This is a genomic window from Postechiella marina (genome assembly GCF_039538365.1).
GTDB lineage: Bacteria > Bacteroidota > Bacteroidia > Flavobacteriales > Flavobacteriaceae > Postechiella > Postechiella marina.
On record NZ_BAABCA010000005.1, the window covers coordinates 192,660 to 214,422 of the forward strand.

The following is a 21,763-nucleotide window of genomic DNA, read 5'->3' on the forward strand; positions in this document are numbered from 1 at the left end:
CTAAAGTATTTTATTTTTTATTAAAAGGACAGAAAAAACTTCAATAATTTAAAAAAACATTAAATCATTTTCTTACATTTGAGATACAATGGAAGATATTAGACTTAGAGCACATGGACAATATGAAATAAAGGTTTTTCAAATTGATACTACACATAGAGATTTAAAGAATAAGACAAGCCATGACATAGTCAATACACTAGTAAAACATCATAAAAAGAGAATAGATGAAACAGAAACTTTAAATATTGAGTTATCACCAAATGTTATAGATGCTGTTCACTACTACACTTATGTTTATAATGAAAAAGAAAAGAAAGCACATTGGGATAACTTTCTACCTGAATCTTTATTAGAAGGTCTTGATTTTACTGTAGTCCGAATATCTTTCGTATTATTTGCCTGTGTTGAGGATAAAATATTTGCTGTTATTGGTGGTGGTGAAACAATGGTAATTAAGTCATTCCAAAATTACCGTTTTGGTTTAGAGTTCTATGAATACCTAACTACTCTTGATGAAGAAATTGTATCACTAACTACAAGAGGTATTTCGGGTACATTAACACAAAGCAATAGAATATTTAAAGAAGGACAACGTCTTAGTGATGTATTAAATTTTGTCAACATCCCTTCTAGTATCAACCTTGTTTTAAAAGACGAAATAAAAGATACTTACTTTGATTTTATAGATTTTGGAAATAAAAATGTTCAGTTAGAAATAGCATCCTACTTTCATATAAAACACAGCATATCATTTGCAGAGTTACATCAATTATTTCTACGTATGAATGAAATAATGAATACCCAAACAAGGAGAGCATTAACATCATTTGAAGAGATAAAAGAAAGAGGGCTTACAGACGATGAGTTTGTAAAAATCTTGATGATAGAACTTAGAGAGGATATGCTTAATAGATTCTCTCCTACAAGAGGTATAAGCCCTCGAAAATCTGATATAGATTTTGTGCACCCTTCTAAACTAAAACAGTTTTATGAATGTGATAGGTTTGAAATAAAAATGAAAGGTCAACGAAAAGACTTTTTAAATGTTGATGATAGAAATAAAATATATAAAGCTGGATTAGAATTTGTATTTTCTCAATTAGACATAAATGCTAGCCAACAAGATTTTAATAAAATTATGTGGGGACTTCGTGTTGATGGATTTAAAGGTAATAGAAAAGTAAAAGCACCCTATAATTAAACAGGGTGCATCAACTCAATTAAGAAACCAATGGTTTAAAGAATCCTCATTGAGAGCTTGTGCTAGTCCATTTGTAAACTCAAAAGCATTTACATTCCTATCTGAAAAAGTATCAATATAACTGCTCTTATTGGCTGATGTAAATAGGTTATATACATTCCACAAGTTTATATTTCCATCTGGTTTTTTACAAAACCTTTCATCTTGATAATAGTCCTTTGATATAGTGGTTATCTGCCCGTCATTAAGGAGCAAAGATGGGATTTCTAGTTTCTGTTCCCTAGGTAAAAATCCATAAAGCCTGCATCTACCTACCAACTGAGCAAATTGCTGTTCTGTAAGGTTGTACTCTGTTAATTGCTTCATCTGCAACAGGTGTTTCTCTGCATCATACGTTTCTATAAGCTCCATTATTTTGCTAGACAATTCATGTGTACCGCCTACACGCATTTCATTAGCCATTCCATCTGTACTAATACATAAGTTGCAACACACCATATTCTGAAAACCTATAAACACTTGAAACTTTTCTACAGACTTTTTGCTGTAAAGATTCTCCTTGTTGTATGCACGAACTCCACCTATTGTAAGAGCTAATTCGTTTCCATTAATAGTTTCAGTTATACTAGGTACACGAATTATAAATGCCATCCTCTCATAATAAATAGTCTTTTCGTGGTCTAACAAGTCTTTTGCAGATTTATGAATTGCACTTGGTACACGTCCTTTAATTTGATGGCTAATGCGTATTTCAGGTTCATCTATACTATGATGTAAAAACACTTTATTAGCACAATTATGTGCTACATCTATAAATTCTTGATGACTTATTGTGCGCTCATTATCTTTACTAAACACAGGGATAATACAATCCTTTTGTAAATGAGGAAGACTAACACTTGTTGTGTTAGCCTCAATGAATGGATTGTGCTTATATGTGGGTGTTACGAGCTTATTTAAGCTACTTTCTAGCTGAATTACAGGTGTAACTGGCAAAAGCTCTAACCTTGGCTTAGGCGTGATTTGTAGTTCCATTACTTGAAATATTTTGAGGGTTTAACAATTTCTTTTTAGATTCAATAGTTTCTTTCTGAAGTTTAAAATCTTCATCCAAATCTTTCATAGTGTAATATTGATTATAAAGCTGTCTTAAAGTCTCAATATCATTACAGTTTTTAATCTGCTCTCTAACTTCATCTAGGCTAGTGCCATTATTACACCAATCTAGAATTTTCTTCCCTGTGGCAGAATTAATGGTAAACTCTGGCTTACCAGAAAACAAGTTGGTTCTGTCCTTACTAGCCACTGCAAAGTGCTTAGAATCTATATCAAAGACCAATGTAAATTCATAATCTACCCCGTCTCTTTGTACAGCCTTTAATCCTACTTTCTCAGGGATGTATTTACCATCTTTTTGGTTTAGCACATAATCCTGTTTAGTTCTCATTGTAGCAATAATATGAGCATCTGCTTGAAGTATCTTATTTACAAAAGCTTTTTGTCTCGGAGTTATTTTGTTCCAATTTGTAAATGAATTACCTGGTAGCTTAGAATGAAAATCTATAAGTTCATCCCAGCATTGACTTATTCCATCAAGAATCACCACATTCATTTTAGCTTTTAGACATATATCAATAGCTTCACAATATTTTTCTGGTGTAAATGGAGGCGTTAATGAAAGTACATTGTACTGTCCTAGATGAGCGTACAAATCTGCACTACCATTTTCTGTGTCTATAATAGCTACTTTAGTTAAGTCTCCATTGGTTAGTCCTTTTGCTAGAAGTAAACTTGAATATGTTTTTCCACTTCCAGCACTTCCTTGTAATGCCATTTTAATCTTGGCAAGTTTTCTGTGCGATTGTCTTAAGTTCATTGTTTATAATTTTAAAGATTAATATGTTATTTAAATTGTATTCAGATTAAACTGAAAAAGCATCTTACTGAAGTAGTAAAATGCTTTTTTTAAATGTGTTTTTTAAGAAATGGCTATTAGCTATAAAACACTCTTAACTCCTGTATTCATTAGGAAATGTCAGATTTTTTAGTAATTTTGCATGTATACATAACAAACAAAATCACTACTTTAATAAGTAGTCCTCGTCCAGAGTTCCTGCGTTGAAAATAATAACATTTTCCAGGATGGGAAGATTTAAAAAGAAACCCTATTAGTTTAGTAACTAGGTAATTTAATCTAGAACTCGTCCAGTTTTGATAGGTCAGTTATATAGTATAAAATTTCGTGATTTAGTTTACTCCTTATATAGATGTATTACCAAATCACGAAAAACTTTTAGACGTTAATATGATTTAATCACACCATCAACTACTTTTATCTTCGTCATATTCTCTTCTGGTAAAGTAACTATTGCAGGAGAAATAAAGTCTAGAGTTTTTGAAGGTTCATAAATAGGGTATTCAGTAAGAATCATATCTCGATCTACTCCATCTATTTTCTTTGTTTCTAGTTCAAACATATCTTGTTTAAGATATTTATAGAACCTATTAAGCTTTTTCTCAATTGTTTCATTTGAATTTAAAAATCTTTTGAACTCAAAGATTTCATTAATTATAAAAGAGTCATTTTCACAAATAATACTACACATGGATTCAAAGACCTCCATTTCTTCTCTAGTAAAAAAATTACTAATAGGCGTTTTATCAATATATTTTATCTCTACACTTTTAATAATCCTAGTCTGGACACTACTTAAAAGTTTAATCCTGAAATAATCTAGACTCAAATAAGCCTCAACAACTGGTTTTACTTCACCAGATAAGTTTTCTAGTTGATTTAACCTATTCGCATGAGAAATACACCCTCTAAAATAATCACCTCTGGTGTACTCGCTATCCTGTACCCAACCATTTGAGCTTTTAAATCTGCCCTTAAACTCTTCATTGCTTGGATAAAGTTTCCTTTGAATAAAAGCTACTAATTGAGTTTCAAAAACTCTACTCTCATAAGGTTTCACAAACATATAAGCACTATCAACACCATACATCTTAACTTGATAATTATCAAAAATTTCATTTCTGATTTCATGATAAACATATGTGTCTGTTACTTGTTTTCTTAGGGAGTTGAACCAATCTACATCAAAATAGTTTTCATAAAACTTATTAAAACAAAACTGTAGTTTATCAACCTTAAAATTCTGAATAGGGTTCATGTTGGTATAGACAAGATTGCAGTTTACAAATTGGTTTGCAGCAGTACTATAACTGACATAACCCGAAAGGTCTTTCCCTAGAAATTTGTATTTATTAGCTAAATACTTTTCTCCATCTTCTAACTGAAATAATTTAAATTCAGGAAATTCCAATCTAACCTTATCAACTCTATTATCTCTAACACTATTAATATGTGAAATACTTGCTTCTACATTAGATTTTAGTTCATTATTATAAAAGTTACTTAGAATATCATTTTGATTGTCAAGAGGTATGTAATCAATGGTCTTCCTATCTACAATGTCATTTAAACTAGGTCTAGTACTTTGGTATTGTATAGGCTCAAAATAATGCTTGAACACCTCTTTTTGAGATTCATTAAATGGAAATGAATCATAATTAAAATTAGTGGGTCTTGGAAGTAATATATGGATTTCTCCTTTTTCCCTTTTTCTTGCTAAAGCTTGTATGATGTTATTAATTCCATCACTAAAAATACCATAGCTACTTTTAAAATCTCCCCTTGCTGTGATAGGTGGAAAAATGAGTATAAAGGCATGATTCTCTTTTTCTATACTAACACCTGACTTGAAATTTGTACCAATGTTACACTTATTTTCATTGTACCTACCTTTAATATAATCCCTATCTATTCTTGAGTTGTTCTCTAATCCAGAAGTACAATCATTAATATCCTCACCATATTTATCATTTAGCAACTTTCCAACACCCTCTTCTTTACTACTAATGATACTTTTACATAGCTTCTTTGAAAAACAGAGTATATCTATATCTAAGTCTCTTTCAATTACACTATCAACTATACTAATCAAATTTCCATTTTCATTTGAATAACTTCTAGCATTATCATAGTAGAGGTATAAATCACTTAACTTTTCAGGTATTCTAACTCTTTCAGCTTCTAGTATTTTGATTTTATCATGTGTTAGTTCTGCTAAATATTCAATAACAATTTTAGATGCTTCACTATAAGTTGCACTAATAACAAAGTTTTTATGAATAACATTACGCCATTTCCAAAGATTAAAAACAAACTTCTCTTTGAAATTATGAATGGAATCATGTATTTCATCATAAATAAATATGACTTTCTTATTGTTGCTTTCACAATAGTTTACCATACCATCAAGATACCTTCTCTTTGCAATAGAATTTATATAACTATCCTCTCCTGGATTACCTAATAAGGCATTAATGGTTACTATATGCACTCTTTTATTAGTATAATCAATATGCTCTTCTCCGATAGATTCATGTCTGTAAATATCACCCTCAGAGATTTCAGCTTTTCTCTGAATATCATCATAGTACTGTTCTACTAAACTTAGAAAAGGAGAAGCTACAAAAATCACATATTCTTGGTTTTCATAGAACTGTTTGATAGCTCTTATAATTGCTGTGGTCTTACCACTTCCAACACCACAGTTTACAACTACTGTATTAGATTCATCAATAGATATATTTTCAATAAAAGAATCCCCTATGTAACCATTATTAAGTTCAAGGTTTACTTTTTCTTCAACTTCAAAATAAGGGAAATCTTCAGAGTTTATTTTTTTAAACTCTACAGGATAGTCTTGGAAATGTTGATTGGGTAGGTTCATAATAAATATTAAAATTAACTGTGCCATAAATATATTACAACACAGTCTATTTCTTACTTTTTATTTAACTTTTCACTTAACTTTTCTATCTGCTCACTAACTTTATTATTTACCACTTTAGCATAATGGTCTTGGGTTACTGATAATTTCGAATGTCCAAGCAACTTAGACACTATTTCCATAGGTACATCATTGTATAATAATACTGTTGTTGCAAATGTTTTTCTAGCAATATGATGTGTAAGTTTCTTTTTTATACCTAGCACTTCTGCTATTTCCTTTAGATAAGAATTAAACTTCTGGTTAGTAATAATAGGTAATTCATTATCATATTTATCTAAAATAGCTTTTGCTTTAGAAAGTAATGGTACAGATATATAAGAGCCTGTTTTTTGTCTTGTCATTTCAATCCACTCATTGCCATCAAACCCTATTTGTATATGCTTAGAGCTTAGTGTTGCCATTTCATTATATGCTAGTCCTGTATAACAGCAGAACACAAATAAATCTTTAACATTTTGTAGCCTAGTCTGGCTAAAAGTATGATTTTCCAACCTAGCTAATTCTTCAACTGACAAGTAAACAATTTTGGTCTTGTACTTTTTGTTTTTATACAAGTTGAAAGGATCTCTACTTAAATAGTTTTCTGCTATAGCAAATTGAATAATCTTCTTAACCCTTTGCATACTTCTATAGATAGTAGCTTGCTTTAAATGTAGTTCAGTCTTAAAGTAGTACTCCAAGTCCTTAATAAACTTTAAATCTAGATTACTAAGTTTAACATCTTTCTTCTTATAAAACACTTTTATAAACTCTGCTACTTTCCTCCTACTTTCAATATACCTACTCCATGAGAGTTCATTAAAATCTACACCTATTAACTTTTTAGTCTTTTCATTATGTAAGTCATAAGCACCTAATATGGTTATTTCCTCTTTAGAGTCTTCTCCCCTAAACTTTCTATAAATATCATCTACATCAAACTCATTAGGTAGGATTTGAAGCATTAAAAAAGCCTCATTAATCTTTTGACTAATAAGGCTTAAATGACCATTAACAATACTATTTTCCTTGCTGGTGGGTTTTGCTTGTTGTTCTTTACTTTTCCAATAATCTGGATTTATAAAAAGCCCTGTAGAAAATATTTTTCTTTTTTTAGAATATGTAATCCTACACCTTATAGGACATAATCCTCTTTTGTTTGTTTTAACTTTATTAAGTAAAAACAATATTGATATTTTATAATCATTCATAATTTTATAGTTTAAAAAAGGGTGTACCTAAAGACAAAAAGGTCTACCCTATGGTGTACCTGAAGAGGCATACTTTTTATATAAAATAAATTTAACTAAAGTAATGGTTTAGATACTATAAAGTCTGTGAAGCACTACAAACCCTATAAAAACAAAAAAGACCTACTATTTCTAGTAAGTCTTTTTGTGAGCCCTGAAGGATTCGAACCTTCGACCGCCTCCTTAGAAGGGAGGTGCTCTATCCAGCTGAGCTAAGAGCCCGTAGTTTTTATGTTTCTACGAAAACAGTGTCGGGGTGGCAGGATTCGAACCTGCGACCTCCGCGTCCCAAACGCGGCGCGATAACCGGGCTACGCTACACCCCGAATAAAATAAAACTGAACATTAATTGGGAATTCAATTTTAAGTAATACTTTTTGCGGAGAGACAGGGATTCGAACCCTGGGTAAGTGTTTCCACCTACGACGATTTAGCAAACCGCTCCTTTCGGCCACTCAGGCACCTCTCCAGTTTTAATGAACGTAGCAATAAATTGCGGGTGCAAATGTAATACAACATCTTTAAGAATACAACTATTTTATTTACTTTTTTTAAAAAATTATTCGGGATATTCTATTCTTAAATGGTAAATATTTGCAAGCTTGCGTTTTAGCACTTTTTTAATAGACTCAATTTCTTTAAAAGTTATGTTGGCATTTAAAAATTGCCCTTCGTCTATTTGCTTATTTATAATATTTTCTACAAAATCGTTAATTTTTGTCGATGTAGGATTTTTTAAACTCTTAGATGCAGCTTCAACACTATCGCACATCATCAATATGGCAGTTTCTTTACTAAAAGGTTTTGGCCCTGGGTAGCTAAAGTCTGCTTTTTCTACATTGGCGTTTATTCCTTTTTCTTTCATATAAAAATAATACACAACACTTGTACCATGGTGTGTTCTTATAAAATCTATAACCCGATCTGGTAAATTATTTTTTCTTGCTATTTCAATACCATTAATAACATGGTCTGTTATAATTTCTGCACTTTCTTTAGAGGTAAGTTCGTCGTGCGGATTAATACCTGTAGATTGGTTTTCTGTAAAGTAATTTGGGTTTACCATTTTACCTATATCATGATAAAGTGCTCCTACCCTAACCAACATAGCATTAGCACCTATTTCATTTGCTGATGCTTCTGCCAAATTTGCTACGTTTAAAGAGTGATGAAAAGTACCTGGCGATACATTAGCAAGTTCTTTAAGTAGTTTAGAATTAGTGTCTGACAATTCTAAAAGAGAAACATCACTTACCAAACCAAACAATTTTTCGTAAGCATAAATTAACGGTTGCACAAATAAAGTGGCTAAACCACATAGTATAAAAAGCAGAAAGGTTTCCCAATTTAAAGACTCTGCGCTTCCTTCGTGTATTACAAAAAATGCGAAATAAGCTATTATATAAATTAAAGTAATTTGTCCTACCGATATAAATAAATTAGCCCGCTTATACAGTTCAGATACTGTTAAAATAGTAACAATACCAGCTATAATTTGTAAAAACATATATTCGTAACTATTAGGCACAATAGATCCTAAAAGCAAAACAGTTATTACGTGTGCAAAAAGCCCTAACCTAGCATCAAAAAAGGCCTTGAATATTAAAGGCAATATACAAATAGGTACCACATAAATATACTGCGAATTATAATTTACAACCAAAGTTGTAATTAAAACCATTAAAAAAATATTAAAGAAAATAAATGTCACTTTTGTATTATTTTCAAAAACATCGCTTCTATACTTCCTTAAAAACAAAAGCAACATTAAAAGTGCTAAAGACACTAATAATGTATAGGCAAACAAAATTAAGTTATAATTAGCATCGCTCCATACTTGAGATTCGTATTCAGACTGTAAAGATTTTAACTTTAAAAATTTATCACCTTCTACAACTTCGCCCTTAGATATAAGTAAGGTTTCCTTTTCTACACTCCCTCTTGCATAAGAAATTTTACTTAATTCTGACTGTAAAGCCCTTTCTGTAAAAGCCTTATCGTAACTTAAATTAGGCTCTATAATATCAAAAAAAAGAGCAACAAAATCTGTTTTATAATTTAAAAAATTATGTTTAACTAAATGTTTGCTTATATGTGCAGAAATTTCGTTTTGCGTAATTAAATTATCGAAACTGGTTGTTTGCTTTTTTACCCGATTATCTAAAATAACAACAGCTTTGTTTTTATCAAACTCATAATCTTCACTTAAAACACCGTATTTGTATAATTCTGAGATAATATTTTTACCTGTAGTAAAAAGTAATGTAGATTCTACTTTAGAAATAGAGTCAGAAAAAACACTTTTAAACTGATTATCATATAAATTATTAATTTTTTTTCTTACTGTATTATCAATATTAAAATATAAAACAGACTGCTCTAAAATTTTATTTTTTTCTGCCGATATTTCTTCTTCAGATTTTTTTATGGCAAAATTAAAAGGCGCATATAAATTCTCTGATTGCCAAGGCTTTCCTCTTTCAAAATTATATTTAAATTTTCCGCTTTTAGGAAACAAATAAACAATTAAAATAGTAGTACTTATAAACAATAAAGTCTTATAGATTAAGGAGTGATTTCGATAAAGTTTGTTTATAAAGTCCTTCATATGGTACGAATAATATTTTCAAATGTAATAAATTTCTAAGCGTTGCGCTGCTTTTTATAAAACAGTATTCCTTCTAATTTCTATTAAAAAATCATTATTTTCGCTGATAGTAAATTTAAGGTAAACTAAAATGAATAAAGAAGTCGTTATTGTATCTGCAGCAAGAACTCCAATTGGAAGTTTTTTAGGCGCGTTATCAACCATTCCAGCCCCAAAACTTGGGTCTATCGCTATAAAAGGCGCTTTAAACAAAATAAATTTAAAGCCAGAATTAGTAGACGAGGTTATAATGGGTCATGTTGTACAAGCAGGCGCAGGACAAGCCCCTGCACGACAAGCTGCTATCTATTCTGGTATACCAAACACAGTACCATGTACAACTGTTAATAAAGTTTGTGCTTCTGGAATGAAAGCTGTTATGCAAGCTGCACAAGCTATAGCCCTTGGCGATGCTAACGTTGTAGTTGCTGGCGGAATGGAAAACATGAGTTTAATACCACACTATTTACATGCTAGAACCGGAACCAAATTTGGAAGTACTACCCTTGTAGATGGTATGCAAAAAGATGGCTTAGTTGATGCTTACGATGAAAATGCTATGGGCGTTTGTGCCGATGCTTGTGCTGCCAAATATAATTTTTCTAGAGAAGATCAAGACGCCTATGCCATACAGTCTTACAACAGGTCTGCTGCTGCTTGGAAAGCTGGAAAATTTGATAACGAAGTAGTTCCTGTTGAAGTACCACAGCGCAGAGGTGATGCCAAAATAGTTAATACAGATGAAGAATTTACAAACGTAAAAATGGAAAAAATTCCAGCGCTTCGTCCTGCATTTACTAAAGACGGAACTGTTACTGCTGCAAATGCCTCTACTATAAACGATGGTGCTGGCGCTGTAGTTTTAATGAGCAAAGAAAAAGCAAACGAGCTTGGATTAGATATTTTAGCTACAATAAAAAGTTATGCTGATGCTGCTCACGAACCAGAATGGTTTACTACCGCACCTGCTAAAGCACTACCTAAAGCCCTTGATAAAGCAGGAATTAGTATTGATGCTGTTGATTATTTTGAATTTAACGAAGCTTTTTCTGTTGTAGGATTGGCAAACATGAAAATTCTAGGCCTTAACGATAGCAATGTAAATGTTAATGGTGGCGCTGTTTCTTTAGGGCATCCTTTAGGCTGCTCTGGTGTTAGAATTTTAATTACTTTATTAAGTGTACTAGAACAAAACGACGCTAAAATAGGTGCAGCAGCCATATGTAATGGCGGTGGTGGCGCTTCTGCAATTATTATAGAACGCAATTAATTTATTTGAATGCAGTACGGTATTTGTAATTTAAGCGTTGTGCCTTTAAGATTTGAACCTTCGGATAAAAGCGAATTGGTGTCTCAGGTTTTGTATGGCGATCACTTTAAAGTTTTAGAGCAACGTAAATCTTGGAGTAAAATTCGTTTGGCTTTCGATAAATATGAAGGTTGGATAGATAATAAGCAATATGTAGAATTTCAAGAAGCTCATTATAACTTTTTAGAAAAAGACTCGCCAAAAATATCGCATGATTTAGTTGAATTTATTCAAGATGAAAACGACCAATTACATCCTTTGCTTTTAGGCTCTTCTTTAAACGGTCTTTCATTTTTAAAGCATAAGTTTGACGGAGCTTCTTTTGAAGGTGTTGGCAAAAAAGAAAACTTAATTAAAACAGCTTTTTTATACTTAAATAGCCCTTATTTATGGGGAGGAAAATCGCCTTTTGGTATAGACTGCTCGGGTTTTACACAAATGGTGTATAAACTAAACGGTTTTAAATTACTTAGAGATGCCTCGCAACAAGCTACACAAGGAGAAGCTTTAAGTTTTATTGAAGAAAGCGAACCTGGAGATTTAGCTTTTTTTGACAATAGCGAAGGCGACATTATACATGTTGGTATTATTATGAAAGATAATTACATTATACATGCCCACGGAAAAGTTAGAATAGACCGTTTAGATCATTCTGGTATTTACAATGTAGACAAAAATATACACACGCATAAATTACGCGTAATTAAAAAGGTTATATAAAAGGGTATTACATTAACACCCTTTTATATACAACAACCTATTATTTTACATTAAAACTATATGTTTCCAAAATAGTTTTCCCTGTTTTTGCAGTAACCTTAACTGTTCCTTTTTTATATCCAATTTTTATAAGTGCTGTGGCTATTCCTGCTTCTGCTTTTACTTTTTCTACATTTAAAATTTCTACATCGCCATCAATATCTAATAGTATTTCTTCAGAAAAATCAGGATTTACTGTTCCATTATCATCAATTCCTGCTACATATAAAAATAAAACATCGTTGCAACCAGCCTCAGCTTCTTTTCCGCTTGTATCCAACCATATCTTTAAATTAGTAACTTCACTTGGTGTTTTTACAATATGGCTAGCCACTTCTTTTCCATCTATTAACCCTACTGCTTTAATTTCTCCTCGCTCAAAATCTGTCATTTTAAAAGTAAAAGGCGGATGCGTTAAATTAGTAGAATTCTTATTTTTATCTGGAGTTTGTGTTGCTACCAATATATTATTTAAATAAAAACTTACTACTTCACAATTACTATATACACGTATATCTAAAGGCGATTTTCCATTCCAATAGCTAGCTATATTTACAACGGGTTCTTCTTTAGGATCTTTTTGACTTTTATAAAAATAATAACCGAATTTTGGTAACCTGAATATGTCCATTATTCCAGACTCTTCTAAATTGTCATAATACCCTCTATTATAATCGTACATTACCCAATAACTGTCTGAATATGCTGCGGTGTTTAAATTATCGTTATGAGACTCTTGAAGATTATAAGCTTGCCTTAATAAGCGCTCTTCTCCATATTTTCTAGCTTGTCTACTGCTATATTCGTCTCTTAATTCATTTGGTAATTTATCTTGATTTAGTCCTGCATTTTTAGAATAATACTCCCAATCTCCATACTCTGATACAGAATATGGTTTATCTTTTAACTCATGCGGATGCAAAATACGGTGTTGGCGTGCTTGCAAATAAATATCGTAAACATCGTCCATCCAACCACAAGAATATACATTTTCTCCAGGATACTCGGCATGCACAATTCTATCTAGCTCTTCCATAAAAGGAATTGGCATTTTGGTTTCGTTTAAAGATACTTCCCATGCCAAAACAGATGGTCTATTTCTATCTCTTCGAATTAAATTGGTTGCAGATTGATAGCAATACTCTCTAAATAAATCGTTATCTAAATAATATTGCCAACCCAAAATAGCATCTATTACTACCAAACCTAATGCATCGCAAGCATCCATAAATGCTGGCGACTGTGGATAATGTGATAATCTTATATAATTAAATCCAGCATCTTTTATTTTTTTAGCATCTCTATATTGTGCATTATCTGATAAGGCATAACCAACATATGGATATTCTTGATGACGATTTACACCTCTTAAAAAAGTTTCTTCACCGTTAATAAACAGTTTGTTATTCTTAAACACAAAGTCTCTAATTCCAATTGTATTTGTATTCTTATCAATTACCTTATCATCTAACAACACTTCGGTTTCTAAAACATATAAATTAGGATTTTTAGGCGACCATAATTTTGCATTGTTTAAAGAAATATTCGCAGAGAACTCTTTATCACCTGCTGCTTTTATAGCTTTAACATTAGATGTGTTTTCTGTAACTAAAGCACCATTGTAAAAAAGACTATGCTTAATTTTCACCAATTTATCACTAGAATCTTCATTTATAACATGCGTTTTTATATTTACAACAGATTGTTTTTTTGAAACCTTTGGGTAGGTTACAAACACACCACCACCGGCAACTTTATTGGCTAAAACAGGATGAGAAATATGTACATTATCTTTAATAATTAACCATGCATTTCTATACAAACCACTAAACATATTAAAATCTAAACGCTTTAATGGTTTAGGACCTGTAATAGCATTATCTGTATTATTTAACCTTACAGCTAAAACATTTTTCGCTCCTCTTTTAATATAATTAGTAACATCTACAACCACTGGTAAATATCCCCCTTGATGTATTTTTATTAAAGAACCATTAACCCATAGTTTAGAATGATTCATAGCTGCCTCAAGCTCTATCCAAACTCTCTTACTAACTGTAAACTCTGGAACCGAAAAAGATTTTCTATACCAACATGTACCTTGCCACTGGTTATTAACAACTAAAGGTTCTATATTTGCTGTATGTGGTAAACTTACTGCATTCCAATTAGAATCATCAAAGTTTATTTCGCTAAAATTAGCGTCTGAAACTTTAGAATCTTCTAATAACTTAAATTTCCAATCTTGATTTATACTTATTTTTATTTCTGATTTTTCATTGTCGCATGATTGAAAACTAACCACTAATATGGCCACTATTATCAACTTAAAAATTTGACTTAACACAGGTTTCCCAAATAACTTCATTTTATCTTAATATTTATTTTTTTACTTTATGCGCTTCTTTATAAGCTTTTGTAATTCTTTTATAGCCAATCTCTTCTCCAGCTAACATGCGTTTATAATCTTCTGGCATTTCTTTTTGAAGCCACTTTACAACTGCAGGACCTATCATTGGTATAGGATCATAGAAATCGCTAACAGGAACCATTTCTTTATCAAAGAGTATAATTTCTTCTCGAAGTTTATTTAAAACCTCTTTATAATCTGGATTGTTAGCCAAATTATTTAGTTGATACGGATCGTTTTTCATATTATACAATTCCTCAACCGGTTTTTTAGGCTCAAAAAATGGTTTTTGATTTTCGTTTAACTTCCCATCCTTATAAAGCTGTCTCATAATATGAACCGCAGGTCTGTAAAACTCTAAATAAGCCTGATGCGCATCATACGGTATATTTGGCTTATTATTTCTAATATAAGACCATTCTCCAGATGTTATCGATTTAGAATCTTCTTCCACTTCGTCCCATAAATCTCGAGCACCGTAAACAAACTTTCTATTAAAATTTTCGTTAAATATAGGTTTCCCTGTCATGTAGTCTGGCACATCAATACCTGCAAAATCTACAATTGTAGCAGTAATATCTGTTGCAGCTACAACCTTATCTAAAACTTGACCTCCCTTTAAAGCCTTTGGGTAATAAATAATAAATGGAATTCTTAAACCAGGATCTTGTAAATAACCTTTACCTCTAATGTTACAACGCCCATTATCTCCTATAAAAATAACAATGGTATTATCTGCCATACCCTTATCTTCTAGCTCTTTAAAAATCATACCGACTTCGTCATCCATATACTCTACTTGATCTAAATATTTAGCCCAATCTAAACGAATGGCAGGATGATCTGCCATATACGGAGGCAATGTTAAGGTTTCTGGGTTTACAGGATGTTTAGATTGTTCTCTAATTTCTGACCACCATTCTCCCCTATGTGTTACTTTTAATTGTATTTGCGCAAAAAATGGCTCGTCTGCCTTTGTAAAGGTGTTAGTCTTATCAAACAAACCAAAATTTTCTTTTCCATCCCAAGGGCCAATAGCTTCATGTTTAAAATTTACATCAATTTTTTGCCCATAAGTATATACCTTTTCATGCCCAAGAATAGTAGTATAACCTGCATCTCTTAATAATTTGGTAAATGGTTTAAATTGAGCATCTAAAGGTTGATTTCTATTACTTCTGTGGTGATGTGTGTTGGTTTTAACCTGATGAGTTCCCACCATCATAGACGATCTACTAGGCGAACAAATAGGGTTTGTTACAAAAGCATTATTAAAGCGAATACCTTCTGCTGCCATTTTATTTAAATGCGGGGTTTTTACATTTGGCATACCGTAACATTCTAGATCGGTACTCATATCTTCTGCCATTAACCAAATAATGTTTGGTTTTCGACCTTCTTTTTTATTTAAATCTCCTTTAAATTCTGAGCTTTTAGTCTCTTTGCAAGACACTACTATTACAGCTAGTATTGCAAGATTTAATATTTTTGATATTGATTGCATATTTTATTATTAGATCTATTGATTAGTCTTGAATACACCTCCTGAAAATGGAAAATGAATATCTTTTTCGCTTTGTGTTTTAAAAATGTGATTTGCCTGATTTACAATATCTTGATGTGATTTAGATATATCGGTAGTTTCATACAAATCGTTTTCTAAATTATAAAGTTCTGTATGGTAGTTATTACCGTATCGTACTGCTTTCCAGTTTCCAATTCTTGTTGCTTGACGAAACCCTTTTACCGAAGCTCCTTCTTGAATTTCCCAATATAAAAAATCATGCTTCTTTTGTGGTTTTCCTAATAATTCTGGCAACATAGAAATACCATCAATATTTTTTGGAGCTGTAGTTTCTGCTATTTCTGCCAAAGTTGGCATAATGTCGTAAAATGTAGCTTGATGGTTTGTTGTTTGCCCTTCTTTTATTTTTCCTTTCCAATAAGCTATTAAAGGTACTCGCACTCCACCCTCGTATACATCGCGTTTAAATCCTTTTAAGTTTCCAGAACTATTAAAGAACTTATAATCGTGGTGATTCTCGTTTGTTGGCCCGTTATCGCTAGAAATTAATATAAGAGTATTATCTAATTCTCCATTTTTTTCTAGCTTTTTAAACATGCGTTTAATTTGGTTGTCTAACATGGTAATACGTGCTGCATGACGACGCTCTATTTCTGGCCATTCTTCCATTTTATCTGCATATAAATCGTTTTTACTTAAAAAGAATTCGTGTGCATGTGGTATTCTATAAGACATGTATAAAAAGAAAGGCTTATTATCGTCTTTATTATCTAAATAATCTAAAGCAAAATTGGTTCTAAATTCGTCTAAACATTTATAATTATTATAATTATAAAAAACAGAATCTTCATTATTATTTACCCAATGCACGCGCTCGTCTATTACATTTCCTTTTATAGATTTTCCCCATTGCTCTTGCACTGCATAGTCAAAACCACGACCTTTTGCCCAAGTAGACATATCTTCGGGCACGCCTAAATGCCATTTACCAATCATTGCGGTTTGGTATCCTGCAGCCTGAAGTACTTCGCCAACAGTAGTTTCTGATTTTTTAAGTGCTACTCTGTCCCATTTTTTGTCAGATAATTTTCCTTTATTTCCACGAATACTTAAATGCCCAGTATGCTTACCCGTCATTAAAACAGCTCGCGATGGCGAACACACTGAAGTCCCTGCATAAAAATCTGTAAAACGTAAGCCTTTAGATGCTATTTCGTCTAAAAATGGTGTTTTTATAACTTCTTGCCCATAAGATCCCAATTCGCCATAACCTAAATCGTCTGCCAATAAAAAAATGATATTAGGCTTATCTAATTTTTTAGCTGTTGTTTTCTTTTCTATTTCCTTGCTTCCGCATGAAACTATAGAAATTAACAGAGTAAATATTGTTGTAATTTTAATGTAACTCATAACCTCCTTCACTTAATTGATGTGGTCCATAGTCTGGCACCGCTTTCTTTTCCCATTTAGCCAAATCCTTTTTTAATTTGGTTTCAATTCTTAATCCTGTTCCTATTAAATCATTTAATTCACTTCTATCTTTTACTACATTATATAGCTGATATTTTCCCGAGTGGTATTTAATCATTTTCCAATCGCCAGAAGTAATAGAACAATATTGGTCTTCGTAACTTCTAAATCCAAATAAGTTTCTTTTTTTAATGGTTTTTCCTTTTAAAATTGGCATAAGGCTAACACCTTGAATACCTTTAGCTTTACAACTTTTACCAGAAGCTATTTCTACTACCGTAGGAAAAACATCTACAGATTGTACAGGTGTATGGCAAACAGTATTGGCTTGGGTTAAACCAGGATAATAAATCATAAAAGGAACTCTTGCTCCGCCTTCAGCCAAAGTATCGCCTCCTTTTTTACCGCCACGTAAAGGGGCATTTGTGTATGCGCCACCTTGATCTGACAATACAATAAAAACCGTATTATCTGCAATGCCTTTATCTTTTAAAGCTGCTCTTACACGACCAACAGATTCGTCCATGGCTTCAACCATAGCTGCATGATGTGCATATTTACCTTCTAAACCGGCATCTTGATATTTTTTTAATAAATCCTTCCTTCCTATGGAAGGTCCATGCACAGAATAGTACCAAAACGACAGCATAAAAGGTTCTTCTTTATCGTAATCTTTAATAAAATCGACTGCACCATCTGTTAAAACATCAGTTAAATAATCTCCTTCTTTGTAGTTTTTCATAAAACCTTTAGGGTCTTCTGAAGTTTTGAAGAACGGATAATAGTAACTTTTTGGGTGTCCTGCATCTGTGGTTCCAAAATCGGCATGAAAACCTTGATCTGTTGGATATCTTCCTGTATGCCCTAAATGCCATTTCCCTATAAACATGTTATAATACCCTAACTCTTTAAGTTTTTCGGCATAAGTAACCTCCTTTAATGGTAAATAGTTAATAGAAGGCATTTGCACTGGATCTGTTTTCCATAAAGCATATTTAGCGTCTGGTTTTTCTGGATCTAAATGAATATGACGCACCATTTGCAAACGCACCGCTTCTTTTCCTGTAAGTAAAGACAACCTACTTGGGCTACAAGTTGGCGTTGGTATATAAGCACGCTCAAAATCTAAACTTTCTTTTTTAAGCTTATCTAAATTTGGTGTATTGAATGTTGTGTTTCTATACCCTATATCTGCCCAACCGTAATCGTCTACAAACAGTAACACGATATTTGGTTTTTCTTGAGCCGAAATTTTTAACGTTGCTATAAAAACAACGCATATTAATGAAATTCTTTTAAACATTTAGTTATACATTTTATTAAACACGAAGTAAAGAAAAACACCTCTAAAAGGTGTCTTTCTTAGTTTAATAAATGTACTCTTTAGTACAGAGCTGTATGTTGCAGTTATATACTTATTCTACTTAATTATTACCAATACAAATAATTTCTTTCATCGTTCTGTGGTATATATGCCCATTAGCAAAACTTAATGAATTTACAGACCATGTTTCGCCTTTTTTACCTAAATCGTTTACAGCAACAATTGCAGAAGCATCAAAGGTTTTTGCATTAGCATCTACTACGTAAACCAAACCTATTGCATTTGTAAAATAAATGTAATTATTAATCATAGTTGGAGACCCTAAAAAACACTTTTGAAAACCATCGCCTCGTGTTCTTGCATCTAAAGCATGAAGTTGACCTTTGGCATTTAACCCATCATTTTTTTGATCTTTTCTCCAAACAAAACTTCCATCTTCGTTAATTTCTTGTGGCATCTCAATATGCTCGTTAATACCTGTAATTACATTGTGGCGCGCAATAAAAGGACTATACCTTACCATATAAAAAAGGTTTTCTCCTTCGGAAATATTACAATGACGCTGATTTTGATGATGATTTAAACTAACATTCTTACTTAAATGATGCTTACCCGTTGAAACATCAAAATTAAACTGATTAACTACGTTTAACGGTTTTTTAGAAATTAATGCTCCAGATACCGTGTTTATTATAGCATGATCGTCTCCTTTATAAAACCACGATGCTTTATGCGCATCCCAATGCTGTGTACTTAAAGCTCCCCAACCCGAAAACTCGTTTGGCTCTTTAGGTTCCCAGTTCCATAACGCTTGTCCTTCGTTTTCTCCAGATAAACCAATTAAACTTAAACCAACTGGGCGCTCTGGCACACCATGCGGACCACCTCTACCAATTAAAACAGCAGGTTTGCCATCTTTTGTTTCTCCTAATATTGGTGTATTGTAATGCGTTAAAGCTTCTTTAGTAACCCAAATACGTGCTCCAGTATTTTTATTAAATGCATGTAAGTAGTTCCAATTTGCATGTCTTGTAGTATCTCCTTCAACTGGAGGCTCTGTATTTAAAATTAAATCTTCAAAAAGTACCGAATCGAATTGCTTATTAAATGGTTTACCTCCCATGGATGGTTTCCAAGTACGTTCCCAAACTAAATCGCCCTCTAAAGAATAACAAGCCATACCTCCACTTGCATTAATAGCCCAAACATTTTTACCATCTGTTATTGGACAAGGTGTGGTTGCATCGCTAAATCCATAATTATATTGACTAGACACTGTACCTTTAATGGTTTTACTCCATAAAATATCTCCAGAATTAGAGTTTAAACACATTAATATGATATCTGCACTAGAAGCACCTCCTTTCTTAGCTTGTATAGCTTTTTGATAACTTTTATAAGCAACATTAAGCGGATTAGATTTTTTGTGAATATAACTTTTATAAGACTCTAATGCTTTTGAATAAGCTTTACCTTTTTTGTCTTTTCTCATCATGTTTTGAGCTATAGCAGGTTTCTCTATAGCAGATGCTTCTTGATAATGTTTATTTTTTTCTAATACCGCATTCCATTCTTTTTCTGGTAATATCAATGCTTTTTTTACAGCATAAAAACCAGCGTCTCCTTTTTTAGTTAATCTTTCTATTTCTGAATTTAAAAGTAAATTGTAAGCTGCTTTAGCTGTATTAAATTGAGATAAAACATCGCTATACTTTGCATCGTTATTTGGCGGATTAATAGTTAAAAACAACTTATCTCTCCAAACAGCAATACCACTTTGTCCTCCTTCTGGTAATGTGGTTTTCCATTTTATATTTTCTCCCGTTCTTACAGACCATTTTGTTGGTACTTTTAAATCTGTTTTTACTTTCCAACTACCATCTGGACCACCAGACATTGGCCATTGGTTTTGGCTACCTGCAATTAAAACACTGCTTTTTTGTGGTGTATTACACGATAATAAAACTAAACTTATTAATAAATAACTGGACAATAGTTTAAATAACACTTTCATATTTTATAACTTTTAGTTTACTAGTTTGGTTGGTTTCTTTATATATACAGAAGGAATTTCTCCAGTTAACCCCTTTAAAAAGGCACTTATTTTTTTGGCTTCGGAAGCACTTATATCTAAACCGCGTTCGTACTTACCCATCCATTGCACAGCTTCTTCTAGGTTCTTAGAGGTTCTGTCATGAAAATAAGGCGACGTTTTTTCTACGTTTCTTAAAGGTGATACTCTAAAAAACATTTTATAATCTGGATTTCTCTCAATATTATAATAACCCAAATCTTTTTGGTTAGGCCAATTAAATTCTACTCCTAATTTTTGAATCATTTGTCCTCCAATATTAGAACCCGTATGGCAAGAGTAGCAGTTTTTATCATTAAAAATATGTCCGCCTTGTATTTGCATTTTAGACAAAGCCTTATTATCTCCTTTTATAAATTTATCTATAGGTGCTGGTGTCGTTAAACCTTTTATAAACGTTTGCAAAGCATCGACTATATTATTAAACGATACTGCATTTGTATCATCTACATAAACTTGATTAAATAAAATACGATAATCTTCAATAGCTTTTAAGCGATCTATAATTACATTTTTATCTGTTACATGCATTTCAAAACCATTAGAAAAAGCATCATTTATTTTATCTTTTAAGGTGTTTATTCCACCATCGGCGTTATATATAGACAGCGTATGTACGTTATAAAGTGTTGGCACATCTCTAAACCACTTGCCATTTTTATGCTTATCTAAATAGTAACTTCCGTTTGTACCAAACGCATTTAAATTATGGCAACTATTACAAGATATTGTTGCATTTGTAGAAAGTCGCTCGTCAAAAAACAAATGCCTACCTAAATTTATTTTGTTTTTATTTGCTAATAGAAACTGGGTATCTGTTTCTACAGGGTTAAAAAACACTTCTAAAATTGTTCTTAATTTATTAGCTTCGGTTTTATTAATTTCTTGAGCATTGCCGCATAGCAACATACAAACTGAAACATAAAAAAAAA

14 protein-coding genes and 3 tRNA genes are annotated in these 21,763 nt (G+C 32.0%); 3 read left to right on the top strand and 14 right to left on the bottom strand.

Features of this window, described 5'->3' with window-relative positions; genetic code table 11:
* The first annotated feature begins 88 nt into the window (after nt 1-88).
* Nucleotides 89-1,204 carry a DUF6119 family protein gene (locus ABD715_RS12470; RefSeq protein WP_344788586.1) on the top strand — a complete coding sequence of 372 codons (1,116 nt, stop codon included), beginning with the start codon at nt 89-91 and terminating at the stop codon, nt 1,202-1,204.
* 15 nt (nt 1,205-1,219) lie between these two features.
* Here ABD715_RS12470 and ABD715_RS12475 read toward each other — a convergent pair whose 3' ends face one another.
* The 8 genes from ABD715_RS12475 to ABD715_RS12510 all read right to left on the bottom strand — a co-directional run bounded on the left by ABD715_RS12475 (nt 1,220) and on the right by ABD715_RS12510 (nt 9,903).
* Nucleotides 1,220-2,239 (bottom strand): DUF3871 family protein, encoded by a 1,020-nt coding sequence (locus ABD715_RS12475; RefSeq protein WP_344788587.1) that lies wholly within the window; start codon nt 2,237-2,239, stop codon nt 1,220-1,222.
* Nucleotides 2,217-3,080, bottom strand: a complete 864-nt coding sequence (locus ABD715_RS12480) for an AAA family ATPase (protein ID WP_344788588.1) — start codon at nt 3,078-3,080, stop codon at nt 2,217-2,219. Before ABD715_RS12480 ends, ABD715_RS12475 begins: the two co-directional genes overlap by 23 nt.
* 424 nt (nt 3,081-3,504) lie before the next feature.
* Nucleotides 3,505-6,030, bottom strand: a complete 2,526-nt coding sequence (locus ABD715_RS12485) for a DEAD/DEAH box helicase family protein (protein WP_344788589.1) — start codon at nt 6,028-6,030, stop codon at nt 3,505-3,507.
* A 26-nt stretch (nt 6,031-6,056) separates the two neighbouring features.
* Entirely contained in the window at nt 6,057-7,256 is a 1,200-nt protein-coding gene (locus ABD715_RS12490) for a site-specific integrase (RefSeq protein WP_344788590.1), read from the bottom strand.
* A 187-nt stretch (nt 7,257-7,443) separates the two neighbouring features.
* A tRNA-Arg gene (locus tag ABD715_RS12495) sits at nt 7,444-7,517 on the bottom strand.
* Nucleotides 7,518-7,546: 29 nt separating this feature from the next.
* Nucleotides 7,547-7,621 (bottom strand) — tRNA-Pro (locus ABD715_RS12500).
* 54 nt (nt 7,622-7,675) lie between these two features.
* Nucleotides 7,676-7,764 (bottom strand) — tRNA-Ser (locus ABD715_RS12505).
* A 90-nt stretch (nt 7,765-7,854) separates the two neighbouring features.
* Nucleotides 7,855-9,903, bottom strand: a complete 2,049-nt coding sequence (locus ABD715_RS12510) for an HD family phosphohydrolase (protein WP_344788591.1) — start codon at nt 9,901-9,903, stop codon at nt 7,855-7,857.
* A 130-nt stretch (nt 9,904-10,033) separates the two neighbouring features.
* Between ABD715_RS12510 and ABD715_RS12515 the strand changes: the two genes are divergently transcribed.
* Nucleotides 10,034-11,212: an acetyl-CoA C-acyltransferase gene (locus tag ABD715_RS12515; protein ID WP_344788592.1), complete on the top strand. Its 1,179-nt coding sequence runs from the start codon at nt 10,034-10,036 to the stop codon at nt 11,210-11,212.
* 9 nt (nt 11,213-11,221) lie between these two features.
* On the top strand, nt 11,222-11,971 hold the full coding sequence (locus ABD715_RS12520; RefSeq protein WP_344788593.1) for a C40 family peptidase: 750 nt from the start codon (nt 11,222-11,224) through the stop codon (nt 11,969-11,971).
* Nucleotides 11,972-12,011: 40 nt separating this feature from the next.
* Here the strand turns inward: ABD715_RS12520 and ABD715_RS12525 are convergent, their stop codons facing one another.
* The 6 genes from ABD715_RS12525 to ABD715_RS12550 form a co-directional block, all read right to left on the bottom strand.
* A complete protein-coding gene (locus tag ABD715_RS12525) occupies nt 12,012-14,378 on the bottom strand; it encodes a glycoside hydrolase family 2 protein (RefSeq protein WP_344788594.1) in 2,367 nt (788 codons plus the stop codon).
* Nucleotides 14,379-14,391: 13 nt separating this feature from the next.
* A complete protein-coding gene (locus ABD715_RS12530; protein WP_344788595.1) occupies nt 14,392-15,924 on the bottom strand; it encodes a sulfatase family protein in 1,533 nt (510 codons plus the stop codon).
* Nucleotides 15,925-15,939: 15 nt separating this feature from the next.
* Nucleotides 15,940-17,355, bottom strand: a complete 1,416-nt coding sequence (locus ABD715_RS12535; protein WP_344788596.1) for a sulfatase-like hydrolase/transferase — start codon at nt 17,353-17,355, stop codon at nt 15,940-15,942.
* Complete coding sequence (locus ABD715_RS12540; RefSeq protein WP_344788597.1) at nt 17,342-18,718, bottom strand: sulfatase; 1,377 nt, start codon at nt 18,716-18,718, stop codon at nt 17,342-17,344. The genes ABD715_RS12535 and ABD715_RS12540 overlap by 14 nt, the downstream gene beginning before the upstream one ends.
* Before the next feature lie 121 nt (nt 18,719-18,839).
* Complete coding sequence (locus tag ABD715_RS12545) at nt 18,840-20,753, bottom strand: PQQ-binding-like beta-propeller repeat protein (protein WP_344788598.1); 1,914 nt, start codon at nt 20,751-20,753, stop codon at nt 18,840-18,842.
* 12 nt (nt 20,754-20,765) lie between these two features.
* The gene (locus ABD715_RS12550; RefSeq protein WP_344788599.1) at nt 20,766-21,740 is read right to left on the bottom strand and encodes a cytochrome-c peroxidase; all 975 of its coding nucleotides are present in this window, start codon (nt 21,738-21,740) and stop codon (nt 20,766-20,768) included.
* Nucleotides 21,741-21,763 lie beyond the last annotated feature (23 nt).

What these genes read in the sequence shown, in the direction of transcription:
- ABD715_RS12485 (WP_344788589.1), bottom strand. Translation starts at nt 6,030, where the DNA reads ATGGCACAGTTAATTTTAATATTTATTATGAACCTACCCAATCAACAT.
- ABD715_RS12475 (WP_344788587.1), bottom strand. Translation starts at nt 2,239, where the DNA reads ATGGAACTACAAATCACGCCTAAGCCAAGGTTAGAGCTTTTGCCAGTT.
- ABD715_RS12545 (WP_344788598.1), bottom strand. Translation starts at nt 20,753, where the DNA reads ATGAAAGTGTTATTTAAACTATTGTCCAGTTATTTATTAATAAGTTTA.
- ABD715_RS12510 (WP_344788591.1), bottom strand. Translation starts at nt 9,903, where the DNA reads ATGAAGGACTTTATAAACAAACTTTATCGAAATCACTCCTTAATCTAT.
- ABD715_RS12480 (WP_344788588.1), bottom strand. Translation starts at nt 3,080, where the DNA reads ATGAACTTAAGACAATCGCACAGAAAACTTGCCAAGATTAAAATGGCA.
- ABD715_RS12530 (WP_344788595.1), bottom strand. Translation starts at nt 15,924, where the DNA reads ATGCAATCAATATCAAAAATATTAAATCTTGCAATACTAGCTGTAATA.
- ABD715_RS12540 (WP_344788597.1), bottom strand. Translation starts at nt 18,718, where the DNA reads ATGTTTAAAAGAATTTCATTAATATGCGTTGTTTTTATAGCAACGTTA.
- ABD715_RS12535 (WP_344788596.1), bottom strand. Translation starts at nt 17,355, where the DNA reads ATGAGTTACATTAAAATTACAACAATATTTACTCTGTTAATTTCTATA.
- ABD715_RS12470 (WP_344788586.1), top strand. Translation starts at nt 89, where the DNA reads ATGGAAGATATTAGACTTAGAGCACATGGACAATATGAAATAAAGGTT.
- ABD715_RS12525 (WP_344788594.1), bottom strand. Translation starts at nt 14,378, where the DNA reads ATGAAGTTATTTGGGAAACCTGTGTTAAGTCAAATTTTTAAGTTGATA.
- ABD715_RS12550 (WP_344788599.1), bottom strand. Translation starts at nt 21,740, where the DNA reads ATGTTGCTATGCGGCAATGCTCAAGAAATTAATAAAACCGAAGCTAAT.
- ABD715_RS12490 (WP_344788590.1), bottom strand. Translation starts at nt 7,256, where the DNA reads ATGAATGATTATAAAATATCAATATTGTTTTTACTTAATAAAGTTAAA.
- ABD715_RS12520 (WP_344788593.1), top strand. Translation starts at nt 11,222, where the DNA reads ATGCAGTACGGTATTTGTAATTTAAGCGTTGTGCCTTTAAGATTTGAA.
- ABD715_RS12515 (WP_344788592.1), top strand. Translation starts at nt 10,034, where the DNA reads ATGAATAAAGAAGTCGTTATTGTATCTGCAGCAAGAACTCCAATTGGA.